This window comes from Mesorhizobium shangrilense (assembly GCF_028826155.1).
Classification (GTDB): domain Bacteria; phylum Pseudomonadota; class Alphaproteobacteria; order Rhizobiales; family Rhizobiaceae; genus Arvimicrobium; species Arvimicrobium flavum.
This window is the reverse complement of the sequence record NZ_JAQGPN010000001.1, coordinates 507,265-527,755: the sequence shown is the minus strand read 5'-3', so window position 1 is coordinate 527,755 and position 20,491 is coordinate 507,265. Positions and strand designations below refer to the sequence as shown.

Sequence of the window (20,491 nt, the reverse complement as noted above, 5' to 3'; positions counted from 1 at the left end):
CGATTTCTCGCGGGCGTGCCGCGTGCTATGCTGCGTGATCGGCTCAAATACCATCGGTGCGGCGGCTCTGCAGATCCTTGTCTGGAGGAGGGTGTCATGCTGCCCATAGATCGCCGCGGTTTCCTCGCCTTTTCAGCCGCCGCCGGGGCGGCATTGGCTTCCCGCGAAGCAGCGCCGCAGGCGGCTGCGGCGTCGGGCGATGCGGTTTCGGAAGCGCCCGGCTTCTACCGTTTTCCGCTGGGCCAGTTTCAGATCACGACACTGTGCGACGGCGTCTTCTTCCTGCCCAGCGACAGCATCGCCATCAATGCAGAGGCCGGGGAAAGGAAAGCGTATTTCGACGCGCACTTCTTCGAGGCCGGCGTCGTGCGGCTGCAGGTCAATCCGCTGGTGATCGATACGGGCGAGCATCGGATCGTGGTCGACACCGGCCTCGCGCCCAAGGAGCACTGGGCGCGCTACGCCGGACGCTTCACGACGTCGTCGAACGAGGCGGGCGTCGCCCTGGGGGAGGTCGACGCGATCGTCCTGACCCATTGCCATCCGGACCATATCGGCGGGCTGGCCTCGCATGCCGACCTGTTTCCCAAGGCCGAGATCGTGCTTTCGGACGTCGAACTCGACCTGTGGACCTCGGCGGACGCCGAATCGAAGCTGCCGGAATGGGCGATCCCGAACGTCGAGGGCCTCCGAAAATTCTTTTCCGAGCATGAAGATCGCGTGCGCACGATCAAGGCGGGCGAGGACATCGTCACCGGCGTGACTTCGGTCGACACGTCGGGCCACACGCAGGGACACATTTCGCTGCTTGTGGGCTCGGGGAGCGACCAGTTGCTCGTCACGGGCGACGCCCTGCCCAGCATCCACATCACCTTCGACCGGCCGGAATGGCAGATCATCTGGGACCACGACCGCGAGAAGGGCGCCAGGACGCGCCGTGCGCTGCTGGATAGAGCCGCCGCCGACCGGCTCCTGGTCGCAGGCTATCACTACCCCTTCCCCGGAGTCGGGCGCGTGGTGAAGCAGGGCAGCGGGTTCAGGTGGATGCCGACCGACTGGGTCTGGCATAGCTGACACCCTCCGCGGCTGCGGGGGATCCGGTTCGGGATTGGCAGCGCGCGCGCAAGCCATTACATCGCAGCGAGCAATTCCCGCCGGAGACGAGCAATGCCGCTGAAAATCGCCGTCCAGATGGACCATGTCTCGACGATCAACATCGCCGGAGACACGACCTTCGCTCTGTCGCTGGAGGCGCAGCGGCGCGGGCACGCGCTCTACCACTACACGCCCGACCGGCTGTCGCTGCGCGACGGCAAGGTGTTCGCCCGCATCGAGGAGATGCGGCTGCGCGACGAGAAGGGAAATCACTTCGAACTGGGCGAACCGGTGCGCACCGACATGTCGGAGATGGACGTCGTGCTGCTCCGCCAGGACCCGCCCTTCGACATGAACTACATCACCACGACCCACATCCTGGAGCGCATCCACCCGAAGACGCTGGTCGTCAACGACCCGGCCTGGGTGCGCAACAGCCCCGAAAAGATCTTCGTCACCGAGTTCCCCGACCTGATGCCGGAGACGCTGATCACCAAGGATCCGGCCGAGGTGGCGGCGTTCCGCAGGGAATTCGGCGACATCATCATCAAGCCGCTCTACGGCAATGGCGGGGCCGGCGTGTTCCATCTGGGCGACGCCGACCGCAACCTGTCGTCGCTGCTCGAGATGTTCGGGCAGATGTTCCGCGAGCCTTTCATCGTCCAGCGCTATCTCAAGGACGTGCGCAAGGGCGACAAGCGGATCATCCTGATCGACGGCGAGCCGGTGGGCGCCATCAACCGCGTGCCGGCGGACCTCGAGTCGCGCTCCAACATGCATGTCGGCGGCCGCCCGGAGAAGACCGACCTCACCGAACGCGAGCGCGAGATCTGCGCCCGGATCGGGCCGTCGCTCAAGGAGCGCGGCTTCATCCTGGTCGGCATCGACGTGATCGGCGACTGGATGACCGAGATCAACGTCACCTCGCCGACGGGCATCCGCGAAGTGAAGCGGTTCGGCGGCGCCGACATTGCGGCGCTGTTCTGGGACGCGGTGGAAGCAAAGCGGGCGTAGGGAGCACTTACGCGAAGCGGTTTGTCGCCCCCTCCACCGCCTTCGGCGGTCCCCCTCCCCCGTAAACGGGGGAGGATCAAGGTCGAGCCAACGTCGCCTGCGCGGATCCTCCCCTGCGGAGCGGGGGAGGGGGACCATGCGAAGCATGGTGGAGGGGGCATGCTGGCGTTCGAAGGCGATACGTCAGGCTAACGTCACACCCGCGTCGCGCATCTTCCCCACCATCGCGTCGAGCGAGCCGCCGAGGTCGATCGCGCGGCTGGCGTCCATGCGCACCGTGACTTCAAAACCCTCCGCGCGGGCGTCCAGCGCGGAGTAGGCGACGCAGAAATCCGTCGCCAGCCCTGCCAGCGTGAGACGGCCGAAGCCGCGCTCGCGCAGGTAGCCGGCGAGCCCGGTCGGGGTCGTGTGGTCGTTCTCGCGGAAGGCCGAGTAGCTGTCGATCGCGCTACGAAAGCCCTTGCGGACGACCATCTCCGCCTTGGTCCAGACAAGGTCCGGGTGGAAGTCGGCGCCGGGCGTGCCCTGCACGCAGTGCTCCGGCCACAGCGTCTGCGTGCCGTAGGGCAGCTCGACCGTGCCGAAGGCCTGTTTGCCGGTATGCGTCGAGGCGAAGCTCGAATGTCCGGCAGGATGCCAGTCCTGCGTCAGGATCACGTGGTCGAAGTCTTCGATCAGCCGGTTGACCAGCGGCACGATTTCGTGGCCGCCCGAAACGGCGAGCGCGCCGCCAGGGCAAAAGTCGTTCTGCACATCGATGACGATGAGGGCCTGTGCCGCCATTCCGAGAACTCCCGCTCAGCTATCCGTCGAAATTGGCGGCTAAGTCATCCGGAGCTTGTGGCCGCGTCAAGCCCGGGACCGCCGTCCGGGCATTTTTGCTGGCGGCGCGCATTGTGCCTTTGACAAGTGGTCGCACGCTGATACCATTTGTACACGAATGAATTTTCGTTGATCGCGCTCTACGGAATCGGAACTTGGTCCGCTACGCAAGGCCGAATAGCACCGACGGTGCCCTGGCGCTTCTCGCCGAGGGGGGATGGAAGCTTTTCGCAGGCGGGACGGACTTCTATCCGGCGCTTGGAAGCCTGCCGCTGAAGCACAGCATCATAGACCTCAACGGTGTGGCCGAGCTGCGCGGGATCGCCGAGACCGACGCGCATTTCGTCATCGGCGCGCGCACGACGTGGACTGACATCTGCCGGGCCGACCTGCCGCCCGCCTTCGACGCGCTGAAGCAGGCGGCGCGCGAGGTCGGCTCCGTCCAGATCCAGAACACCGGCACGGTCGCCGGCAATCTCTGCAATGCGTCTCCTGCGGCGGACGGCGTGCCGGCGCTGATGGTGCTCGACGCCGAGGTGGAGCTTCGATCGCAGGGCGGCATTCGCCGTCTCCCGCTGCAGGACTTCATCCTCGGCAACAGGCGGACGGCGCTGGCCGGCAGCGAACTCGTCACGGCCATCCGCGTGCCGAAGGCATCTACCGCCGGACGCTCGATTTTCTACAAGCTCGGGACGCGTCGCTATCTCGTCATTTCCATCGCCATGGCGGCTGTGCGGCTGGAAGTTGCTTCCGATCACAGGATTGCGGCTGCGGCGGTCGCGGTCGGCGCCTGCTCGGCGGTGGCGCAGCGGCTGCACGAACTTGAGGCCGATCTGATCGGGCTGGCTGCCGATGCCGACTTCGGCAGCCATGTCCGGCTGGAACATTTCTCGTCGCTGACGCCCATCGACGACGTGCGCGGCAGCGCCGACTACCGGAGAGCGGCGGCGCGGGAGATCGTCGTGCGGGCGCTGGCTGCGGCGCGCGCGGCGCCGGCAGGGGAGGCCGCTGCATGAATCTGGCGCAGGACATCCGGTTCACGGTGAACGGCGAGCCGGTCTCGGCGATGGTTGCGCCGATGCAGCGCCTGTCGGCGGTCCTCCGCGAGGAGCTTAGGCAAACCGGAACCAAGGTCGGCTGCGACGCCGGCGACTGCGGCGCTTGCACGGTGCTGCTCGACGGCGATCCGGTCTGCGCCTGCCTCGTTCCCGTCGCCCAGGCGGAGGGGCGCGACATACGCACGGTCGAGGGGCTTGCCGATGGGCGACTGTCGGCGCTTCAGGCGTCGTTCCTGGCGCACGGGGCGGCGCAGTGCGGCATCTGCACGCCGGGCTTCCTGGTCGCTGCGACGGCGCTGCTGGAGCGCAATCCAGAGCCGTCAGAGGAAGAGGTTCGCGACGCGCTGGGCGGCGTGCTCTGCCGCTGCACCGGCTATCGCAAGATCATCGCAGCCGTGCTGGCCGCGGCGCAGAAGAGCCCCCACTCCGTCTCGCCTTCGGCTCGCCACCTCTCCCCCACAGAGTGGGGTAGAGGAAAGGAGCCAGACCTGACGGCCGCGTGTTTCTCTCCCCCGTCGATCGGGGGAGAGGTGTCGAGCGCAGCGAGACGGAGTGGGGGTCGTTGTTGCGAAAGCCTTGTACCCGCCGCCGGCCAAGCTGTCGGATCGTCCGTGCTGCGCCTCGACGGCGTGCCGAAGGTGGATGGGCGGGAGTGCTTCGGCGCGGACAACTTTCCGGCAGACGCGCTGGCGGTGCTGGTCGTCCGCTCGCCTCATCACCGTGCAGCCTTCGCGTTCGGCGACCTTGACGGCTTCGTGGCGGCGCGGCCTGGCATCGTCGCGGTCTACACGGCAGCGGACATTCCCGGACGCAACCGGTTCGGCGTGATCCCTCCCTTCGCCGACCAGCCGGCCCTGGCCGAAGGGGAGGCGCGATTTCGCGGCGAGGCGGTGGCGGTGATAGCCGGCGAGCGCGCGGCGGTCGCCGCGCTCGACCCGGCGGACTTTCCGATCGTCTGGACCGAGCTGCGGCATGTGCTGGAGCCGGCGGACGCCGAGGCCGCCGGCGCGCCCCTGCTGCACCAGAGCCGCACCGGCAACCTGCTGACCCAGGGCTATGTCGAGCGGGGCGATCCCGAGGGCGCGCTCGCGGGGTCGGAGCACCTGGTCTCGGGAGCCTTCGAAACCTCGTTCGTCGAACACGCCTATATCGAGCCGGAGGCCGGCTGGGCGGAGATAGACGGCGAAACCCTGGTCATCCGCGCCTGCACGCAGGCGCCCTACATGGACCGCGACGACACCGCGCTCGTGCTTGGCCTCCAGCCGGAGCGGGTGCGCATCGTCCCGACCGCGACGGGGGGCGGCTTCGGCTCGAAGCTGGACCTTTCCGTGCAGCCCTATGTCGGGTTGGTTGCCCTCAGGACCGGCCGCCCGGCGGCGATCGCCTACACGCGGCCGGAATCGATGATGTCCACCACCAAGCGGCACCCGGCCGCGATGACGGCGCGCATCGGCGCGGACGCCGAGGGCCGCATCACCGGCATGGTCTTCGACGGCACGTTCAACACCGGGGCCTATGCGAGCTGGGGCCCGACTGTGGCGAACAGAGTGCCGGTGCATGCGTCGGGACCCTACCGCACGCCGAATTATCGCGCGCGCGGGCGGGCCATCCATACCAACGGGCCGATCTCCGGCGCGTTCCGCGGCTTCGGCGTGCCGCAGGCCACGATCATGCAGGAAACGCTCTATGACGAGCTGGCCGAGAGGCTGGGCATGGACCGGCTGGCGTTCCGGCTGAAGAACGCGTTGCGCGACGGCGACGAGACGGTGACCGGGCAGCGGCTGGAAAGCGGCGTCGGCATCGCCGCCTGCCTCGAGGCGCTGCAGCCCCAATGGCAGCGCGCGCTGGACGACGCTGCGGCATTCAACGCGACGGCGACGGCCCGCCGGCGCGGCGTTGGCGTCGCCTCCTGCTGGTACGGCTGCGGCAACACCTCGCTGCCCAATCCTTCGACCATCCGGATCGGCGTTTCGCCGACCGGGAAGGTCGTGCTGCACCAGGGCGCGGTCGATATCGGCCAGGGGTCGAACACGGTGATCGCCCAGATCGCGGCGGATGCGCTCGGGCTGCCGCTCGGGCTGTTCGAATTGCGCTCCGCCGACACTGCGACCACGCCTGATGCCGGCAAGACATCGGCGTCGCGGCAGACCTTTGTGACGGGCAAGGCGGCGGAAAAAGCGGGGCGGGCGCTGCGCGAAAGGATCCTGCGATACGCCAATGTTTCCCCGGATGCGGAGTTCTCCATCGAGGGATCGACGCTCACGGTGCGTGAAGGACAGGCGATCCGTGTGCTCGATCTCTCGGCAATGCAGGCCGACGCGGACGGCCATGTCTTCCGGGCCGAGGAGACCTACGACCCGCCGACGCTGCCGCTCGACGCGAAAGGGCAAGGCAAGCCCTACGCGGTCTATGGGTACGGCGCGCAGGTCGTCGAGCTCGAGGTCGACATGCGGCTGGGCACGGTCACGCTGCTCAAGATCACGGCGGCGCACGACGTCGGCCGCGCCATCAACCCGCTGCTGGTCGAGGGACAGATCGAGGGCGGCATCGCGCAGGGCATCGGCCTCGCGCTGATGGAGGAGTACATCCCCGGCCGCACCGAAAACCTGCACGACTATCTGATCCCGACCATCGGCGACGTGCCCCCGATCGAGAACATCCTGGTCGAGGTGGCCGATCCCGAGGGGCCGTTCGGCGCGAAGGGCCTCGGCGAGCATGTGCTGATCCCGACCGCGCCGGCGATCCTGAACGCCATCCGTCACGCCGCGGGCGTGACGATGCGAAAAGTCCCGGCGACGCCGAGCCGCGTGCTCGCCGCAATCAAGGAAGCGGGCATATGAGCGAGCTTGCCGAGCGGTTCGAGACGCATGAGCCGGGCCAGAAGGTGGTGGCGGAGAAGATCCGCTGCGATGCCTGTCCGGTCATGTGCTACATCGCCGAGGGCCGCACCGGGGCGTGCGACCGCTACGGCAACGAGGGCGGCAGGATCGTGCGCTGCGACCCGCTGCGCATCCTTGACCACACGCAGCCTGCCGACGGCGCCGGAGTTCCCTTCGACGCCGATACTCCTTGGGATGGATCGCTGGTCAGGACAAAACCGTTCGTCACCGCAATCGGGGCCGGCACCACCTATCCCGACTACAAGCCTGCGCCCTTCATCGTCAGCCAGGAGGTCGAGGGCGTCGACCTGGTGACGGTGGTGACCGAGGGGATCTTCTCCTACTGCGGCGTCAAGATAAAGATCGACACCGACAGGCATCTCGGCCCGGAGGCGGCGACCGTCCGGGCGGCTGGCGAGGCGGTCGGCCATGTGACGACGGGCGAATACGGCTCGCAGATGCTGTCGCTGGGCGGCGTGAACCACCTGACCGGCGGCTCCAAGTCGGAAGGCCGCGTCACCTGCGACACGCTTCTGGCGCTCTGCAACAAGCAGCCGGTCGAGTTGGCGATCGACGGCGGCGCCACCATCGTGGTCGAGGCCGGCAAGGCGCCGATCATCGACGGCAAGGTGGAGCACCGCATGCGCGTCGGCTGCGGGTCGGCGACCATCGGCATGTTCGCCTCGCAATGGCGCGGACTGGTCGACGAGGTTGTGGTCGTCGACGACCACATCACCGGCGTGGTTTCGGAACACCAGGCCGGCAAGGTGCTGGGCTGGGAAGATACCGGCATCAAGATCGTCGGCCGGCGCTCGACGCCCGGCCGCTACTTCAAGGTGTCGGAGCCCGGCCTCGGCTGGGGCGGCACGACGATCTCGGACCCGCTGAGCATCCTCGGCGACTGGAACGCCAGGAAGGGCGCGCGGCCGGGCCTGTCGCTGCTGATGGTCTCCACGACTGGCGAGCAGTTCGCCTATTACGAGCTGGACGACGAACTGAAGCCGGTGGAAAGGCCCTTCCCGGAGCGGCTGAGGCGATCGGTCGAGCTGATCGAGGAAAATTGCGAGCCGGCGCTCTGCACGGTGCTGTTTGTCGGCGGGGCGGGCGGCAGCTTGCGCGCCGGCGTGGTCGAGAACCCGGTGAACCTGACGCGCTCCGTGCACGGCCTGCGCACTTTTGTGACGGTCGGCGGGGCGCCGGTCTATGTCTGGCCGGGCGGCGGCATCACGCTGATGGTGGACGTCGCCCGCGTGCCGGACAACGCCTTCGGCTATGTGCCGACCCCGGCGCTGGTGGCGCCCATCGAGTTCACGCTGCGGCGCGACGACTATGTCCGGCTGGGCGGCCACGCGTCGGAGATCCGCTCTGTGGAGGACGTGCTGGCGCGCGGCGGCGAGTATTTCAACGAGCGTCGCTCCGCCATTGCGCCGCGCGGCAACGAGTGGCCGCCGCTGGCCCAGCTCAACCGGGAGCGGCAAGCGTCATGAACGCGCCGCAGGTCTCCTGGCTGCCGGACGGACGGCGGCTCCACATGAACCACGGGCCGATCGACCTGATCGTCGAGGCGTTCAGCGCGGCGGACGAGGTGCACGCCGCCTATGCCCAGGCCGCAGCCCGCTTCCGGACCATCCTGGGCGAACTGGTGGAGGACCTTGGCGAACTGCGCAGGCCCGCCACCCGCAACGCGCCGCGGCGCTTTGGGGGGACGGTGGCGCAGCGGATGGAGGATGCGGTTGTGCCCTTCGCGGACCAGTTCATCACGCCGATGGCTGCCGTTGCCGGCGCGGTGGCGGACGAGATGCTGGCCGCGCTGGTGGCCGGACGCTCGCTGCAGAAGGCCTATGTGAACGACGGCGGCGACATCGCCATCCACCTGTCGCTCGGTGCCGAGATGGATGCCGCGATCGCCGGCACGGCGCACGGGCTGGACGACCGGCTGAGGATACGCTTCGCCGATCCGGTTCGCGGCATCGCCACCAGCGGCTGGCGCGGCCGCAGCTTCTCGCTGGGCATCGCCGACGCAGTGACGGTGCTGGCGCGCAGCGGCGCGGAAGCCGACGCTGCTGCGACGATCATCGCGAATGCAGTCGACCTGCCGGGCCATCGGTCGATCGAGCGGAGGCCGGCGGTCGAGCTCGCACCCGACAGCGACCTCGGCGGGCGGCTGGTGACGACGTCTGTCGTGCCGCTGTCTGCAGCGGAGAGGGCGGAGGCGCTGCAGACTGGATTGGCGGTGGCGGAAGCATTGAAGCAACGCGGCCTGGTCGCTGGAGCTGCGCTGTTCCTGGGCGAGGATGCGCGCCTCTGTGGCGACCTCTTGCCCGCCCTCTCGAGGGACGAGCCGACGGGAGAGCTTTGCGAAGAAAAGCGAGCCGGCGGTCGCGAGGTCGAGCCGTCGGCCTCTCGCCAGGTTCTTCCGCCGACAAGGCGTAGATCATCGCGAACGACATCCGGGGCTGTGCATCCATGACCGCCGACGAAAACATCCTCAAAATTCTCGATGTCGAGCCGCAGGCCGCGCAGGACGACGCCCCCGAATACCGGCTGCAGGAACAGATCGGTTTCCTCCTGCGCAAGGCGCAGCAGCGCCACGTGGCTATCTTCGCGGCGCACATCCCGGAGGTGACGCCGCCGCAGTTCGCCGCGCTCGCCAAGCTCGGCGAAGTGGATGAAACGTCACAGAACCAGCTCGGGGCGCTGGTGGCGATGGACGCGGCGACGATCAAGGGCGTCATCGACCGGATGCGGGCGCGCGGGCTGGTGACGGTGAGCAAGGACGAGGCCGACAAGCGCAGGCTGATGGTGAGCCTCACCCCCGAAGGGCGCACCGCGCTGGCCGGCTTCCTGGCGAATGCCAAAAAGGTGACCGGCGAGACGCTGTCGCCGCTGAACGCGCGCGAGGCGCAGCAGCTTGCCAGGCTCCTCGCCAGGATAGGCTGAGCGGCGGGCGGCGGCCCGTTGTCGCGATTTTTCTCCGCAGCTTGCGATCGTGGCAATCAGACACTACTTGCGGGCGCGAGTTTGGAACCCGGTTTTCCTGGGGCTACTTGACGGGAAATTCATTTGTATACTAATTAATTTACCAAGCAGGTCATCGTGTTGTCCGCAGTTTCGTCCAGCTTTCGCGGCCGGACGGGGTCGACGTATGTTTCCGAAAGGTGCGCGCATGCAGTCCGCAGCCGAGGTGAAATCCGCTTTCCCAATTCCCGCCGGCGTCCACGCCGAGTCCGTCGTTTCGGTGAAGCACTACACCGATCGGCTGTTCTCCTTCCGCATCACGCGGCCGCAGTCCTTCCGCTTCCGCTCGGGCGAATTCGTCATGATCGGCCTGCCGAACGCCGAGAAGCCGGTGTTCCGCGCCTATTCGGTGGCAAGTCCGTCGTGGGACGAGGAGATCGAGTTCTTCTCGATCAAGGTGCCCGACGGGCCGTTGACCTCCCACCTGCAGAAGATCGTTCCCGGCGACACGGTGCTGATGCGCCAGAAGTCGACCGGCACGCTGGTGCTCGATGCGCTGACCCCGGGCAAGCGCCTGTTCATGATCTCGACCGGCACCGGCATCGCGCCCTTCGCCAGCTTGATCCGCGACCCCGAGACCTACGAGAAGTTCGAGCAGGTCGTCCTCACGCACACCTGCCGCGAAGAGGCCGAACTCGCCTATGGCGTCGAGCTCTATGAGCAGGCGGTCAACGATCCGCTGATCGGCGAACTGGCCGCCGGCCGGCTGACGCTCTATTCCTCGACGACGCGCGAGGAGACGCCGCGCATGGGCCGCATCACCCAGCTCATCGAGAACGGCAAGCTTTACGCCGACCTCGGCGTCGAGCCGCTCGATCCGGCGCAGGACCGCGTGATGATCTGCGGTTCGATGGCCATGCTCAACGACGTCAAGGCGATCGTGGAGGACATGGGCTTCGAGGAAGGCTCGAACGCCAAGCCGGCCGATTTCGTGGTCGAGCGGGCGTTCGTGGGGTAGTTGGCGCTCAGGCCGCCAGCTGCGCGATTACCTCTTCGACGCGTCCGAACAACTCGTCGAAGTTGGGATCTGCGGGATTGTAGTCAGGTTCGATGTCGAACGGCTGATCGGTGATGGTCAGGTTTGACATTCCGCCGAGCAGGTATGCCCGAAAACCGGTGCCTGTGCCGCCCGAACGCTGAAATGCGCTCAGGATCAGTCGGCCTGCGGGATCGAAGCCGAGGATGTAGGGATCAACCGCCCTCTGGCTATTCCGGTACTCGAACAGCACCCTGCGCCGCTCCCTGATCGCGCGAAGAAGATTGTCGCGGGCTCCAGTTTCCCGTTGCCGCTCGTGTTCGGTTCGCTCGACCGAATTTCGCCAGAACGCCTTGCGCTGATCGAGATTGCCGAGCGAGCGCCACTCGCCGCGCTCGGTGCTTTCGATGAGGTCGCGTTCCTCCTCAGGTGTCAGCTGAATCCCGCTGGCCATGGAAATTACCTCAGATACTCCTTAGTCGCCCTGCGGCTGGGAAAGAAGGTCTTGAGGAACACCTCATCCTCACCCTCAACATAGGGCACAACCCAGGCATAGTCATCCAGTTTGACTACCATCTGCCGCTGATGAAGATATCTGTCGATGCTAGGATGATCTCGATCATCGAGCAGGTGGCCGTCACGGATTGCGGCAAGAATACTATCGAATCCAATGCCGTATCTCCCCAGAAGCGCGAGGTTCTTCCGCGGACTCCAGCAAATCCGCTTCGATTGCGGCGGGTGCAAGTGGCGTTCTCACCGTGCTTACGTCATTCTTCATCCTACGGGATGGAATAAATGACAACAGATCTTCACACAGAGACGATTTCCGCCGCGATCAGGGATCGCCGCACCCTTTCCTTTGTCTACGACGGCAAGCGGCGTACCGCCGATCCCTACATCCTGGGCTATGACGGCAAGGGCGTGCTGGTCCTGTCGGCGGTGCAACTGACCGGCGGTAGCGGCAGCGGCTTTCGCACGTTCCGGGTCGACAAGCTGTGGGAGGTCAAGGCGACCGACCGGCATTTTGCCGGCCGGCACCCGGACTACAACCCGCACGACGCCTACATCGAGCGGGTGCTGGCGAAGGTCTGATCCGAGGCTCAGGCTGCGCTGCTGCGATCGATGCTCCAGGCGCCGGGGCCGGCGAGGAACAGGTAGAAGAACACGAAGCAGAACAGGATCGCGCCCTCGCCGCCGTTGAGGATCGGGAAGAAGCTCTGCGGCGCGTGCGCCATGAAATAGGCCACCGCCATCATGCCGCTGAGGATGAAGGCGACGGGCCTGGTGAGGAACCCGACCAGGATCAGCAGGCCGCCGAAGGTTTCGAGGATGCCGGCGGCGAGCATGAGCGTGCTGAGCCCGCCGTCGCCGGCCGCCTGGCCGGAAGCGGGAAAGCCGAAGAGTTTTTGGGTTCCGTGCGCGATGAACAGCAGCGCTGTCATGATGCGCAGCAGCGCGAGGCCGATGGGTGCATGACGTCCAAGATTGTCGAGCATTCGATTCCCTTGAGTTTGCCGTGACGGATACGCGAGACGAAAACGGATAGGTGACGCGGTAAACGCGGTCTACGGGGCGGAGGGATCCGTCGATCACATTCGCGCCATCGTCCTTTGACCATCTGGTCAAGGAATTGGTGCAGAATGGGGCGATCTGAGCTATGAGCCTTCGGACTCGTGGAGGGGCGAGGAAGGCGCTATGCTTCGGGTACGAGGACCGCGGGCGCCGGAGGAGGCACGGAGAATGACCACAAAACCGCGTGAGGTCGAAGTCGCAGGGGCGGCCAACGTGACCGCCCTGTCGCCGCGCACCGCCGCCAACGCGGCCGAGCCGGCCGGCGCCGGGATCGCCCGGAATCCGGGCATGGCGCTCGACCTCGGCTTTCTCGAATCCATGCGCAGCGTCAACCGGTCGGCCTTGGAGCGCCGTGCCGCGACGCTGACCAAGCGGCGTTCTATCAAGAACGAAAACCAGGCGGCCTGGCTGCTGCGCGCCATCTCGGTCATGGATCTCACGACGCTCAACTCGAACGACACAGACGAGCGCGTGCGCCGGCTCTGCGCCAAGGCCATCAACCCGCTGCGCGCCGATCTCGTCGAGGGGCTGGGCATCCAGGGTGCGAACATCCGGCCGGCGGCCGTCTGCGTCTATCATCCTTTCGTGGCGGCGGCGGTCGATGCGCTGCGCGGCACGGGCATCCATGTCGCGGCCGTCTCGACGGCCTTCCCGCACGGGCTTGCGCCGCTCTCGACCCGGTTGAAGGAGATCGAGGCCTCGGTCGCCGATGGCGCCGACGAGATCGACGTCGTCATCCCGCGCGGGCTGGTCTACGAGGCGAATTGGCAGGCGCTCTACGACGAGATCCGTCAGATGCGCGCCGCCTGCGGCGAGGCCCACATCAAGGTCATCCTCGGCACCGGCGACCTGGCGACGCTGCGCAACGTGACGCTGGCTTCCATGGTGGCGATGATGGCAGGGGCCGACTTCATCAAGACCTCGACCGGCAAGGAGAGCGTCAACGCCACGCTTCCGGTCGGCCTGTCGATGGTCCGCGCCATCCGCGCCTATTTCGAGCACACCGGATACCTGATCGGCTTCAAGCCGGCCGGCGGCATCTCGACGGCAAAAGTCTCGCTCGACTGGCTGGTGCTGATGAAGGAGGAACTGGGCCGGCCCTGGCTGGAGCCGGAGCTGTTCCGCTTCGGCGCGTCGAGCCTGCTGACCGACATCGAGCGGCAGCTCGAGCATCACCTGACCGGACGCTATTCGGCCAACCACCGCCACGCGATGGCGTGAGCGGCGAACCCTAGCGATGATTGGAACACCCTCATTGGGGTGTGTTGAGCGCGACCTCCAAGGAACATCGTCATGAACATCCTCGAACGGTATCACGCGATGGATTACGGCCCGGCGCCGGAAGGGCGCAACGAAGCGGACGCCTGGATCGCCGGACGCGACTTGACGAAGTCGCTGTTCATCGGTGGCGAATGGAAGGCGGCAGCGGGCGGCCGGACCTTCGAGGTGCTCGAACCGTCGTCGGGGAATGTCCTCGCCCAGGTTTCGGATGCCGCCGACGCCGACGTCGATGCGGCCGTTGCCGCTGCACGCAAGGCGCTGCCGGGCTGGAGCGCCGCCTCCGGCTACGAACGCGCGAAGGTGCTCTACGCGATCGGTCGCGCCATGCAGCGCCACCAGCGTCTGCTGGCGGTGCTGGAAACGATCGACAACGGCAAGCCGATCCGCGAGAGCCGCGACATCGACGTTCCGCTGGCGATCCGCCATTTCCTGCACCATGCCGGCTGGGCGCAGTCGCTGGCGCGCGAGTTCCCCGGCCATCAGGCGGCGGGCGTCGTCGGCCAGATCATTCCCTGGAATTTTCCGCTGCTGATGCTGGCATGGAAGATCGCGCCGGCGCTCGCCGCAGGCTGCACGGTGGTGCTCAAGCCGGCCGAGTACACGCCAATGACGGCGATCCTGTTCGCCGAGATCTGCGAGCGCGCGGGCGTGCCCAAGGGCGTCGTCAACATCGTCCCCGGCGGCCCGGCCGCCGGTGCGGCGATCGTCAACCATCCGGGCGTCGACAAGATCGCCTTCACCGGCTCGTCGGAGGTGGGCAAGATCATCCGCAAGGCGACCGCCGGTTCCGGCAAGAAGCTGTCGCTGGAATTGGGCGGCAAGTCGGCCTTCATGGTGTTCGAGGACGCCGATCTCGACAGCGCCGTGGAAGGTCTCGTCGACGGCATCTGGTTCAACCAGGGCCAGGTCTGCTGCGCGGGCTCGCGGCTCCTGGTGCAGGAGGGCGTCGCCGAGGCGTTCATCGCCAAGGTGAAGACGCGCATGAGCCGGCTCCGCGTCGGCAGCCCGCTCGACAAGAACACCGATATCGGCCCGCTGGTGGACAGGACGCAGCTGGAGCGCGTGTCGGGCCTGGTCGAGGAGGGCGCCCGACAGGGCGCGGCCTGCTGGCAGCCGGATTTCGCGCTGCCGTCGTCCGGTTATTTCTACCGCCCGACGCTGGCGACCGACGTCTCGCCCGCCAACATCCTCGCGCAGGAGGAGGTGTTCGGCCCCGTGCTGGCGTCGATGACCTTCCGTAGCACCGAGGAGGCCGTCGAGCTTGCCAACAACACGCGCTACGGACTTGCCGCATCTGTCTGGAGCGAGAACATCAACCTCGCGCTGCACGTCGCCCCGCAGCTCAAGGCGGGCGTGGTGTGGATCAACGGCACCAACATGTTCGACGCCGCCTGCGGCTTCGGCGGCTACCGCGAGAGCGGTTTTGGACGCGAGGGCGGCCGTGAGGGGATGCTGGAGTACCTGACCTCCAAGCTGCCGCACGGACCGGCGATCAAGCCGGCGGCTCCGGCGAAGGCGCCCGGCGCGCTGGAAGGGTCGGGCATCGACCGCACGGCAAAGCTCTACATCAACGGCAAGCAGGTGCGACCGGACGGCGGCTACGCGATGCCGGTGGCAGACTCGAAGGGAAAGCTGGTCGGCGAGGTCGGGCTCGGCAACCGCAAGGACATCCGCGACGCGGTGGCGGCCGCGCGCGCTTGCAAGGCGTGGCCGGAGGCGACCGCCTACAATCGTTCGCAGGTGCTCTATTTCCTGGCGGAGAACCTCTCGGCGCGGGCCGAGGAGTTCGCAGCGCGCCTGACGACGCTCACCGGCGCGTCCGCCAAGGCGGCCCGCCACGAGGTGGAGCTGTCGGTCGAGCGCCTGTTCGAGTTTGCCGGCATGGCCGACAAGTTCGAGGGCCGCGCCCACCAGCCGCCGGCGCGGGCCGTAACGCTGGCCCTGCACGAGCCTGTCGGCGTCATCGGCATGGTGATGCAGGACGAGCATCCGCTGCTCGGCCTGGTGTCGATGGTTGGGCCAGCGCTGGCGATGGGCAACACGGTGGTGGCGGTGCCGTCGGAGCGTCATGCGCTGATCGCGACGGACCTTTATCAGGTCATCGAATATTCCGACCTGCCGGCCGGCGCGCTCAACCTCGTCACGGGACGCAGCGCCGAACTGGCTGGCGTCCTCGCAAAACATGACGACGTGGACGGGCTTTGGCTGGTCGTGGATGCCGATACATGCAAGAAAGCCGAGGCGGAGTCGGTCGGCAATCTGAAGCGCATGTGGACGAGCAACGGCCACGGCATCGACTGGACGTCGCCCGTGGCGGGCGGAGAGGCGTTCCTGCGCCGCGCCATCGAAGTCAAGAATGTCTGGGTGCCCTACGGCGATTGAGGAGAGTTCATTTTGAAACTGGTTCGTTATGGCGAGGCCGGCAGTGAGAAGCCCGGCCTGATCGATTCCGACGGCAACATCCGGGATCTGTCCGCACATGTTGCCGACATCGGCGGCAAGCACATCGATCCCAAGGCCCTGAGGGAACTCGCGAAACTGGACCCGGCTTCGCTGCCGAAGGTGGCGGGCAGCCCGCGCTTCGGCCCCTGCGTCGCCGGCACCGGCAAGTTCATCTGCATCGGCCTCAACTATTCCGACCATGCGGCGGAGACCGGCGCGACCGTTCCGCCGGAGCCGATCATCTTCATGAAGGCCACCTCGGCCATCATCGGCCCGGATGACGACGTGCTCATCCCGCGCAACTCGAAGAAGACCGACTGGGAAGTCGAGCTGTGCATCGTCATCGGTAAGACCGCGAAGTATGTTTCGGAAGACGAGGCGCTGGACTATGTCGCCGGCTACTGCGTCTCCAACGACGTGTCGGAGCGCGAGTTCCAGGCCGAGCGCCAGGGCCAGTGGACCAAGGGCAAGAGCTGCGACACCTTCGGCCCGATCGGCCCGTGGCTCGTCACCACGGACGAGATCAAGGACCCGCAGAACCTCAAGATGTGGCTGACCGTCAACGGCAAGACCATGCAGGACGGCTCGTCGAGCACCATGGTCTACGGCGTCAAGCATCTCGTCTCCTACCTGTCGCAGTTCATGAGCCTGCTCCCCGGCGACATCATCTCCACCGGCACGCCTCCTGGCGTCGGCCTCGGCATGAAGCCGCCGGTGTTCCTGAAGGACGGCGACGTGGTCGAGCTCGGCATCGAGGGCCTCGGCACGCAGAAGCAGACCTTCAGGCAGGAAGCCTGAGTTCAGCGCGGCGGCGGGACGTGACCGTCCTGCCGCCGCCCCTCCATCCCGTGCAGTGGGTGCTCGCCGTACGGGCGTCCGCCCCGGCGCGCCCTTCCTGAATTGTCCGAATTGCCTGTCGACCGTCCCGCGGGCGCGAGTGTAAGAGTCGTCCCATGAGATTCATCCTTGGTATCGATGGCGGCGGCACGTCCTGCCGCGCCGCGCTGGCCACCCCGGACGGCACGATCCTGGCGCGCGCCAAAAGCGGTTCCGCAAACATTTACACCAATCTGGCGGGCGCGCGGGCGAGCATCGTCGAAGCCGCGCAGATGGCCTTCGCCGAGGCCGGCGAGGACGCCGGCCTGGTCGCGGAGACGCCGGCGCTGCTCGGGCTTGCGGGCGCCAATGTCGGCGACAACGCCAGGCAGCTCGAGGCGGTCCTTCCCTTCCGAAAGAGCATTGTCGAGACCGACGCGATGATCGCCCTCGAAGGGGCGGTCGGCAGCGGCGACGGCGCCATCGCCATTCTCGGCACGGGCACGGCCTATCTCGGCCGGCGCGGCGGCGAGGCGCGGCCGATCGGCGGCTGGGGCTTTCTCATCGGCGACCAGGGCAGCGGCGCGCAGGTCGGTCGCGAGCTTCTGGAGCGCACCTTGCTCGCCTTTGACGGGGTTGGGCCGTCGTCGCCGCTGACGGACGAGATACTGGCCGTCTTCAAGGGCGATCCGGACCGGATCATCACCTTCGGCACCACGGCCAAGCCCGGCGATTTCGCCGGTTTCGCTCCAAAAGTGTTCGACCACGCCGAAACGGGTGACGAGGTGGCGCAGGCCATACTGGCGCGCGGCCTCTCCACCATCGAGGCGTCGATCGCGCGCTTCGGCCTGCAGCCGGGCGAGCCGCTGTCGTTGCTCGGCGGGCTTGCGTCGCTCTACGAGCCGCGGCTCTCCGAGCCGATCCGCGCGCTGGTGCGCCCGCCACAGCAGGACGCGCTGGGCGGCGCAGTATCCATGGCGGCGCGTCTGTTCGGGGTTTTGAAGGCATGAATTCCACCATTTCCCACTCCGGCAGCGCCGATCGTCTCGCGATCTCCGGTGCGCGCATCTTCGACGGCGAGGGCTGGCACGACGACGCTGCCCTGCTGGTCGGTTCCGGCATGGTCGAGGCGATCGTGCCCCAGTCAGGCATCAAGCCGGGCTGGCAGCGCGTCGATCTCGACGGCGGCATGCTCGTGCCGGGCTTTGTCGACCTGCAGGTGAATGGCGGCGGCGGCGTCATGCTGAACGACCGCCAGGACGTCGAGGCGATCCGCACCATCTGCGCCGCCCATGCGCCCTTCGGCACGACCGCGCTCTTGGTGACGCTGATCACCGACACGCCCGAGATCGGCGCGGCGGCGGTCGATGCCTGCGCGGCGGCGCTGCAGCAGAAGACGCCCGGCCTGCTCGGCCTCCATCTCGAGGGTCCGCATTTGTCGATCGCGCGCAAGGGCGCGCATGATCCGGAACTGATCCGGCCAATGACGGCGCAGGACCAGGCGTTCCTCATCGCCGCGCGGAGCAGGGTTCCGGCGCTGCTTTCGACCGTCGCGCACGAGACCGTCCAGCCCGCACAGGTCAAGGCGCTCGCCGAAGCCGGGATCGTAGTCAGCATCGGCCACACCGACACCACCTATGCCGGGGCTGCCGAGCTGGCCGCGGCCGGCGCGTCGGTGGTGACGCATCTCTTCAACGCCATGAGCCAGGTGACCAACCGTGAGCCGGGCGTCGCCGGCGCCGCACTCGACATGGGCAGCCTCTCGGCCGGCCTGATCGCCGACGGCATCCACGTCGACCCGACCACGATCGGCATCGCGGTGCGCGCCAAGAACGGGCCGGGGCGCATCTTCCTCGTCACCGACGCCATGGCGACCATCGGCACCGACATGCCGTCGTTTTCGCTCAACGGCCGCACCATCTACCGCAAAGACGGCAGCCTCAGGCTCGCCAACGGGACGCTGGCGGGCGCCGACCTCGACATGATCTCGGCCATCCGTTTCATGCATCGCCGCATCGGCTTGCCGCTCGAGGAGGCGCTGCGCATGGCCTCGCTCTATCCGGCCGAAGTGATGGGCATCTCGCACCGTATCGGCCGGCTCGGTCCGGCGACGGCGGCGAGCGCGGTCCACCTCAGCGATGCGCTGGAGGTCCAGCGGGTATGGATCGAGGGCGTGCAGGCCTTCCAGGCTTAGCGCCGGTCGTCTACCCCTTCGCGCCGCCGATGGAACCCCTGACGACAAGGTCGACGGGCCAGACTTCGGTTCGCGCGCCGGTCTCGATGCCGGAGATGCGAGCAGCGAGGCGCTCGGCGATGCGCGCGCCGGCGGCCCTGATCGATGACCGCGTCGTGGTCAGGGGCACCGAAAAATTCTCCGGCTTCAGCCAGGGGAAGACGTCGTCATGCGCGATGAGCGAGACGTCGCCGGGTACCGACAGGCCGAGCTCCGAAAGCGCCCGCATGACGCCGAGCGACATGATGAGGCTGGAGCAGACCAGGGCGGTCGGCGGCTCCGGCTGGCTCATCAGGCTTTGTGTCGAACGGAAACCGTTTTCCTCGGTCATCGCGACCGAGCGTATGTTGCCCGGCGTCAGCGTCAGCCCTGCGGCGGCCATGGCCCGCGCCAGCCCCCGTTGCCGCAGGATCGCAAAGGTCTCGGTCGCCTCGCCGTTGATGAGCCCGACGCGCCTGTGGCCGAGCTGGGTGAGCAGCCGGCCGGCCTCGTGGAAGGCGCCTTCGTTGTCGATGTCCATGAACGGGTAGTCGAAGTCGAGCTTTTCGCTGCGGCCGTGCACGATGTAGGGCAGGCCGAGCTGGTGGACGAGCCGGATGCGGCGGTCCGCCTCGAGCGGCGAAGACACGTAGACGGCGTCGACCTGCTTGTTGGCGGCGACGCGCCGGTAGGTCGTCACCTCGTCGTCGGCCGCCGTCGGGCTCAGCACCAGGTCCAGCTCATGGCCTCTTGCATAGTCGCCGAGGCCGGACAGGAACTCGACGAAATGCGGATCGATGTTCACGGCGGCCCCGGTCGGCATCACGCAGCCGATCATGCCGGCTTTGCCTGTCGCCAGCCGGCGCGCGCTCGGATTGGGCCGATAGCCATGCCGCTTGGCGGCGTCCACGACGCGGCGGCGCGTTTCCTCGCTGACCTCGGGATAGCCGTTGAGCGCCCGGCTCACGGTTGTCTGAGAAAGCTGCAGCATGTGCGAGAGTTGTTTCAGGTTCACGTCGCTCGATTTCCCCAAAGCGCTTTCAAAAATCGATGCATTTCCGGGCCACCATAGACTGTATGGCGTGATCGCGGAAGCCTGGGCGTGCCCTCGCGCAACGACCGGAAACCCGGTTGCGTTGCGGCACCGGGATTCAATCGATTAGTTTGACTCCCTTGACTCCCCTGCCGGGCGCACGCTACAACAGGGCAGTCAAAGCGCTTTGGAGGACTGTTACCCAGCTTGTGCTCCTCACAATCTCGGCGCATCCTTCGAAATGGCATGGCGCGTCCCGGAAGGAGGTTCGGG

18 protein-coding genes are annotated in these 20,491 nt (G+C 67.2%); 14 read left to right on the top strand and 4 right to left on the bottom strand.

Annotated elements, in window-relative coordinates; all coding sequences use genetic code 11:
- The first annotated feature begins 96 nt into the window (after positions 1–96).
- Together PD284_RS02655 and gshB are read left to right on the top strand one after the other, a co-directional pair.
- Positions 97–1,074 (top strand): MBL fold metallo-hydrolase, encoded by a 978-nt coding sequence (locus PD284_RS02655; RefSeq protein WP_274626683.1) that lies wholly within the window; start codon positions 97–99, stop codon positions 1,072–1,074.
- A gap of 93 nt (positions 1,075–1,167) precedes the next feature.
- Positions 1,168–2,109 (top strand): glutathione synthase, encoded by a 942-nt coding sequence (gshB, locus tag PD284_RS02650; protein ID WP_274626682.1) that lies wholly within the window; start codon positions 1,168–1,170, stop codon positions 2,107–2,109.
- 183 nt (positions 2,110–2,292) lie between these two features.
- Here gshB and pncA read toward each other — a convergent pair whose 3' ends face one another.
- A complete protein-coding gene (pncA, locus tag PD284_RS02645) occupies positions 2,293–2,892 on the bottom strand; it encodes a bifunctional nicotinamidase/pyrazinamidase (protein WP_274626681.1) in 600 nt (199 codons plus the stop codon).
- 194 nt (positions 2,893–3,086) lie between these two features.
- Here pncA and PD284_RS02640 point away from each other — a divergent pair, with 194 nt between their 5' ends.
- The 6 genes from PD284_RS02640 to PD284_RS02615 all read left to right on the top strand — a co-directional run bounded on the left by PD284_RS02640 (position 3,087) and on the right by PD284_RS02615 (position 10,844).
- Positions 3,087–3,947, top strand: coding sequence for an FAD binding domain-containing protein (locus tag PD284_RS02640; protein WP_274626680.1), 861 nt, complete (start codon positions 3,087–3,089; stop codon positions 3,945–3,947).
- Positions 3,944–6,829 carry a molybdopterin-dependent oxidoreductase gene (locus PD284_RS02635; RefSeq protein ID WP_274626679.1) on the top strand — a complete coding sequence of 962 codons (2,886 nt, stop codon included), beginning with the start codon at positions 3,944–3,946 and terminating at the stop codon, positions 6,827–6,829. The genes PD284_RS02640 and PD284_RS02635 overlap by 4 nt, the downstream gene beginning before the upstream one ends.
- Complete coding sequence (locus PD284_RS02630) at positions 6,826–8,355, top strand: 6-hydroxynicotinate reductase (RefSeq protein WP_274626678.1); 1,530 nt, start codon at positions 6,826–6,828, stop codon at positions 8,353–8,355. The genes PD284_RS02635 and PD284_RS02630 overlap by 4 nt, the downstream gene beginning before the upstream one ends.
- Positions 8,352–9,338, top strand: a complete 987-nt coding sequence (locus PD284_RS02625; protein ID WP_274626677.1) for a UPF0280 family protein — start codon at positions 8,352–8,354, stop codon at positions 9,336–9,338. The genes PD284_RS02630 and PD284_RS02625 overlap by 4 nt, the downstream gene beginning before the upstream one ends.
- Positions 9,335–9,808 carry a MarR family winged helix-turn-helix transcriptional regulator gene (locus PD284_RS02620; RefSeq protein ID WP_274626676.1) on the top strand — a complete coding sequence of 158 codons (474 nt, stop codon included), beginning with the start codon at positions 9,335–9,337 and terminating at the stop codon, positions 9,806–9,808. Before PD284_RS02625 ends, PD284_RS02620 begins: the two co-directional genes overlap by 4 nt.
- 226 nt (positions 9,809–10,034) lie before the next feature.
- Positions 10,035–10,844, top strand: a complete 810-nt coding sequence (locus PD284_RS02615) for a ferredoxin--NADP reductase (RefSeq protein WP_274626675.1) — start codon at positions 10,035–10,037, stop codon at positions 10,842–10,844.
- 7 nt (positions 10,845–10,851) lie between these two features.
- On the opposite strand, the gene PD284_RS02610 is transcribed toward PD284_RS02615, so the two are convergent.
- Positions 10,852–11,316: a WYL domain-containing protein gene (locus tag PD284_RS02610; RefSeq protein ID WP_274626674.1), complete on the bottom strand. Its 465-nt coding sequence runs from the start codon at positions 11,314–11,316 to the stop codon at positions 10,852–10,854.
- 341 nt (positions 11,317–11,657) lie between these two features.
- Here PD284_RS02610 and PD284_RS02605 point away from each other — a divergent pair, with 341 nt between their 5' ends.
- Entirely contained in the window at positions 11,658–11,954 is a 297-nt protein-coding gene (locus PD284_RS02605) for a WYL domain-containing protein (protein ID WP_274626673.1), read from the top strand.
- 8 nt (positions 11,955–11,962) lie between these two features.
- Here the strand turns inward: PD284_RS02605 and PD284_RS02600 are convergent, their stop codons facing one another.
- Positions 11,963–12,358, bottom strand: coding sequence for a DoxX family protein (locus tag PD284_RS02600; RefSeq protein ID WP_274626672.1), 396 nt, complete (start codon positions 12,356–12,358; stop codon positions 11,963–11,965).
- 244 nt (positions 12,359–12,602) lie between these two features.
- On the opposite strand from PD284_RS02600, the gene deoC reads away from it, so the two are divergent.
- The 5 genes from deoC to nagA all read left to right on the top strand — a co-directional run bounded on the left by deoC (position 12,603) and on the right by nagA (position 19,167).
- Positions 12,603–13,655, top strand: a complete 1,053-nt coding sequence (gene deoC / locus PD284_RS02595) for a deoxyribose-phosphate aldolase (protein ID WP_274626671.1) — start codon at positions 12,603–12,605, stop codon at positions 13,653–13,655.
- A 72-nt stretch (positions 13,656–13,727) separates the two neighbouring features.
- A complete protein-coding gene (locus tag PD284_RS02590) occupies positions 13,728–16,097 on the top strand; it encodes an aldehyde dehydrogenase family protein (protein WP_274626670.1) in 2,370 nt (789 codons plus the stop codon).
- Between the two features lie 12 nt (positions 16,098–16,109).
- The gene (locus PD284_RS02585; protein ID WP_274626669.1) at positions 16,110–16,955 is read left to right on the top strand and encodes a fumarylacetoacetate hydrolase family protein; all 846 of its coding nucleotides are present in this window, start codon (positions 16,110–16,112) and stop codon (positions 16,953–16,955) included.
- A 155-nt stretch (positions 16,956–17,110) separates the two neighbouring features.
- Positions 17,111–17,983 (top strand): glucosamine kinase nucleotide-binding domain-containing protein, encoded by an 873-nt coding sequence (locus PD284_RS02580; RefSeq protein WP_274626668.1) that lies wholly within the window; start codon positions 17,111–17,113, stop codon positions 17,981–17,983.
- Complete coding sequence (gene nagA / locus PD284_RS02575) at positions 17,980–19,167, top strand: N-acetylglucosamine-6-phosphate deacetylase (RefSeq protein ID WP_274626667.1); 1,188 nt, start codon at positions 17,980–17,982, stop codon at positions 19,165–19,167. Before PD284_RS02580 ends, nagA begins: the two co-directional genes overlap by 4 nt.
- Positions 19,168–19,177: 10 nt before the next feature.
- On the opposite strand, the gene PD284_RS02570 is transcribed toward nagA, so the two are convergent.
- Complete coding sequence (locus tag PD284_RS02570; protein WP_274626666.1) at positions 19,178–20,200, bottom strand: LacI family DNA-binding transcriptional regulator; 1,023 nt, start codon at positions 20,198–20,200, stop codon at positions 19,178–19,180.
- Between the last annotated feature and the right edge of the window lie 291 nt (positions 20,201–20,491).

Coding starts and splice junctions, on each gene's coding strand:
- PD284_RS02655 (WP_274626683.1), top strand. CDS start 97: ATGCTGCCCATAGATCGCCGCGGTTTCCTCGCCTTTTCAGCCGCCGCC.
- gshB (WP_274626682.1), top strand. CDS start 1,168: ATGCCGCTGAAAATCGCCGTCCAGATGGACCATGTCTCGACGATCAAC.
- pncA (WP_274626681.1), bottom strand. CDS start 2,892: ATGGCGGCACAGGCCCTCATCGTCATCGATGTGCAGAACGACTTTTGC.
- PD284_RS02635 (WP_274626679.1), top strand. CDS start 3,944: ATGAATCTGGCGCAGGACATCCGGTTCACGGTGAACGGCGAGCCGGTC.
- PD284_RS02630 (WP_274626678.1), top strand. CDS start 6,826: ATGAGCGAGCTTGCCGAGCGGTTCGAGACGCATGAGCCGGGCCAGAAG.
- PD284_RS02625 (WP_274626677.1), top strand. CDS start 8,352: ATGAACGCGCCGCAGGTCTCCTGGCTGCCGGACGGACGGCGGCTCCAC.
- PD284_RS02620 (WP_274626676.1), top strand. CDS start 9,335: ATGACCGCCGACGAAAACATCCTCAAAATTCTCGATGTCGAGCCGCAG.
- PD284_RS02615 (WP_274626675.1), top strand. CDS start 10,035: ATGCAGTCCGCAGCCGAGGTGAAATCCGCTTTCCCAATTCCCGCCGGC.
- PD284_RS02610 (WP_274626674.1), bottom strand. CDS start 11,316: ATGGCCAGCGGGATTCAGCTGACACCTGAGGAGGAACGCGACCTCATC.
- PD284_RS02605 (WP_274626673.1), top strand. CDS start 11,658: ATGACAACAGATCTTCACACAGAGACGATTTCCGCCGCGATCAGGGAT.
- PD284_RS02600 (WP_274626672.1), bottom strand. CDS start 12,358: ATGCTCGACAATCTTGGACGTCATGCACCCATCGGCCTCGCGCTGCTG.
- deoC (WP_274626671.1), top strand. CDS start 12,603: ATGACCACAAAACCGCGTGAGGTCGAAGTCGCAGGGGCGGCCAACGTG.
- PD284_RS02590 (WP_274626670.1), top strand. CDS start 13,728: ATGAACATCCTCGAACGGTATCACGCGATGGATTACGGCCCGGCGCCG.
- PD284_RS02580 (WP_274626668.1), top strand. CDS start 17,111: ATGAGATTCATCCTTGGTATCGATGGCGGCGGCACGTCCTGCCGCGCC.
- nagA (WP_274626667.1), top strand. CDS start 17,980: ATGAATTCCACCATTTCCCACTCCGGCAGCGCCGATCGTCTCGCGATC.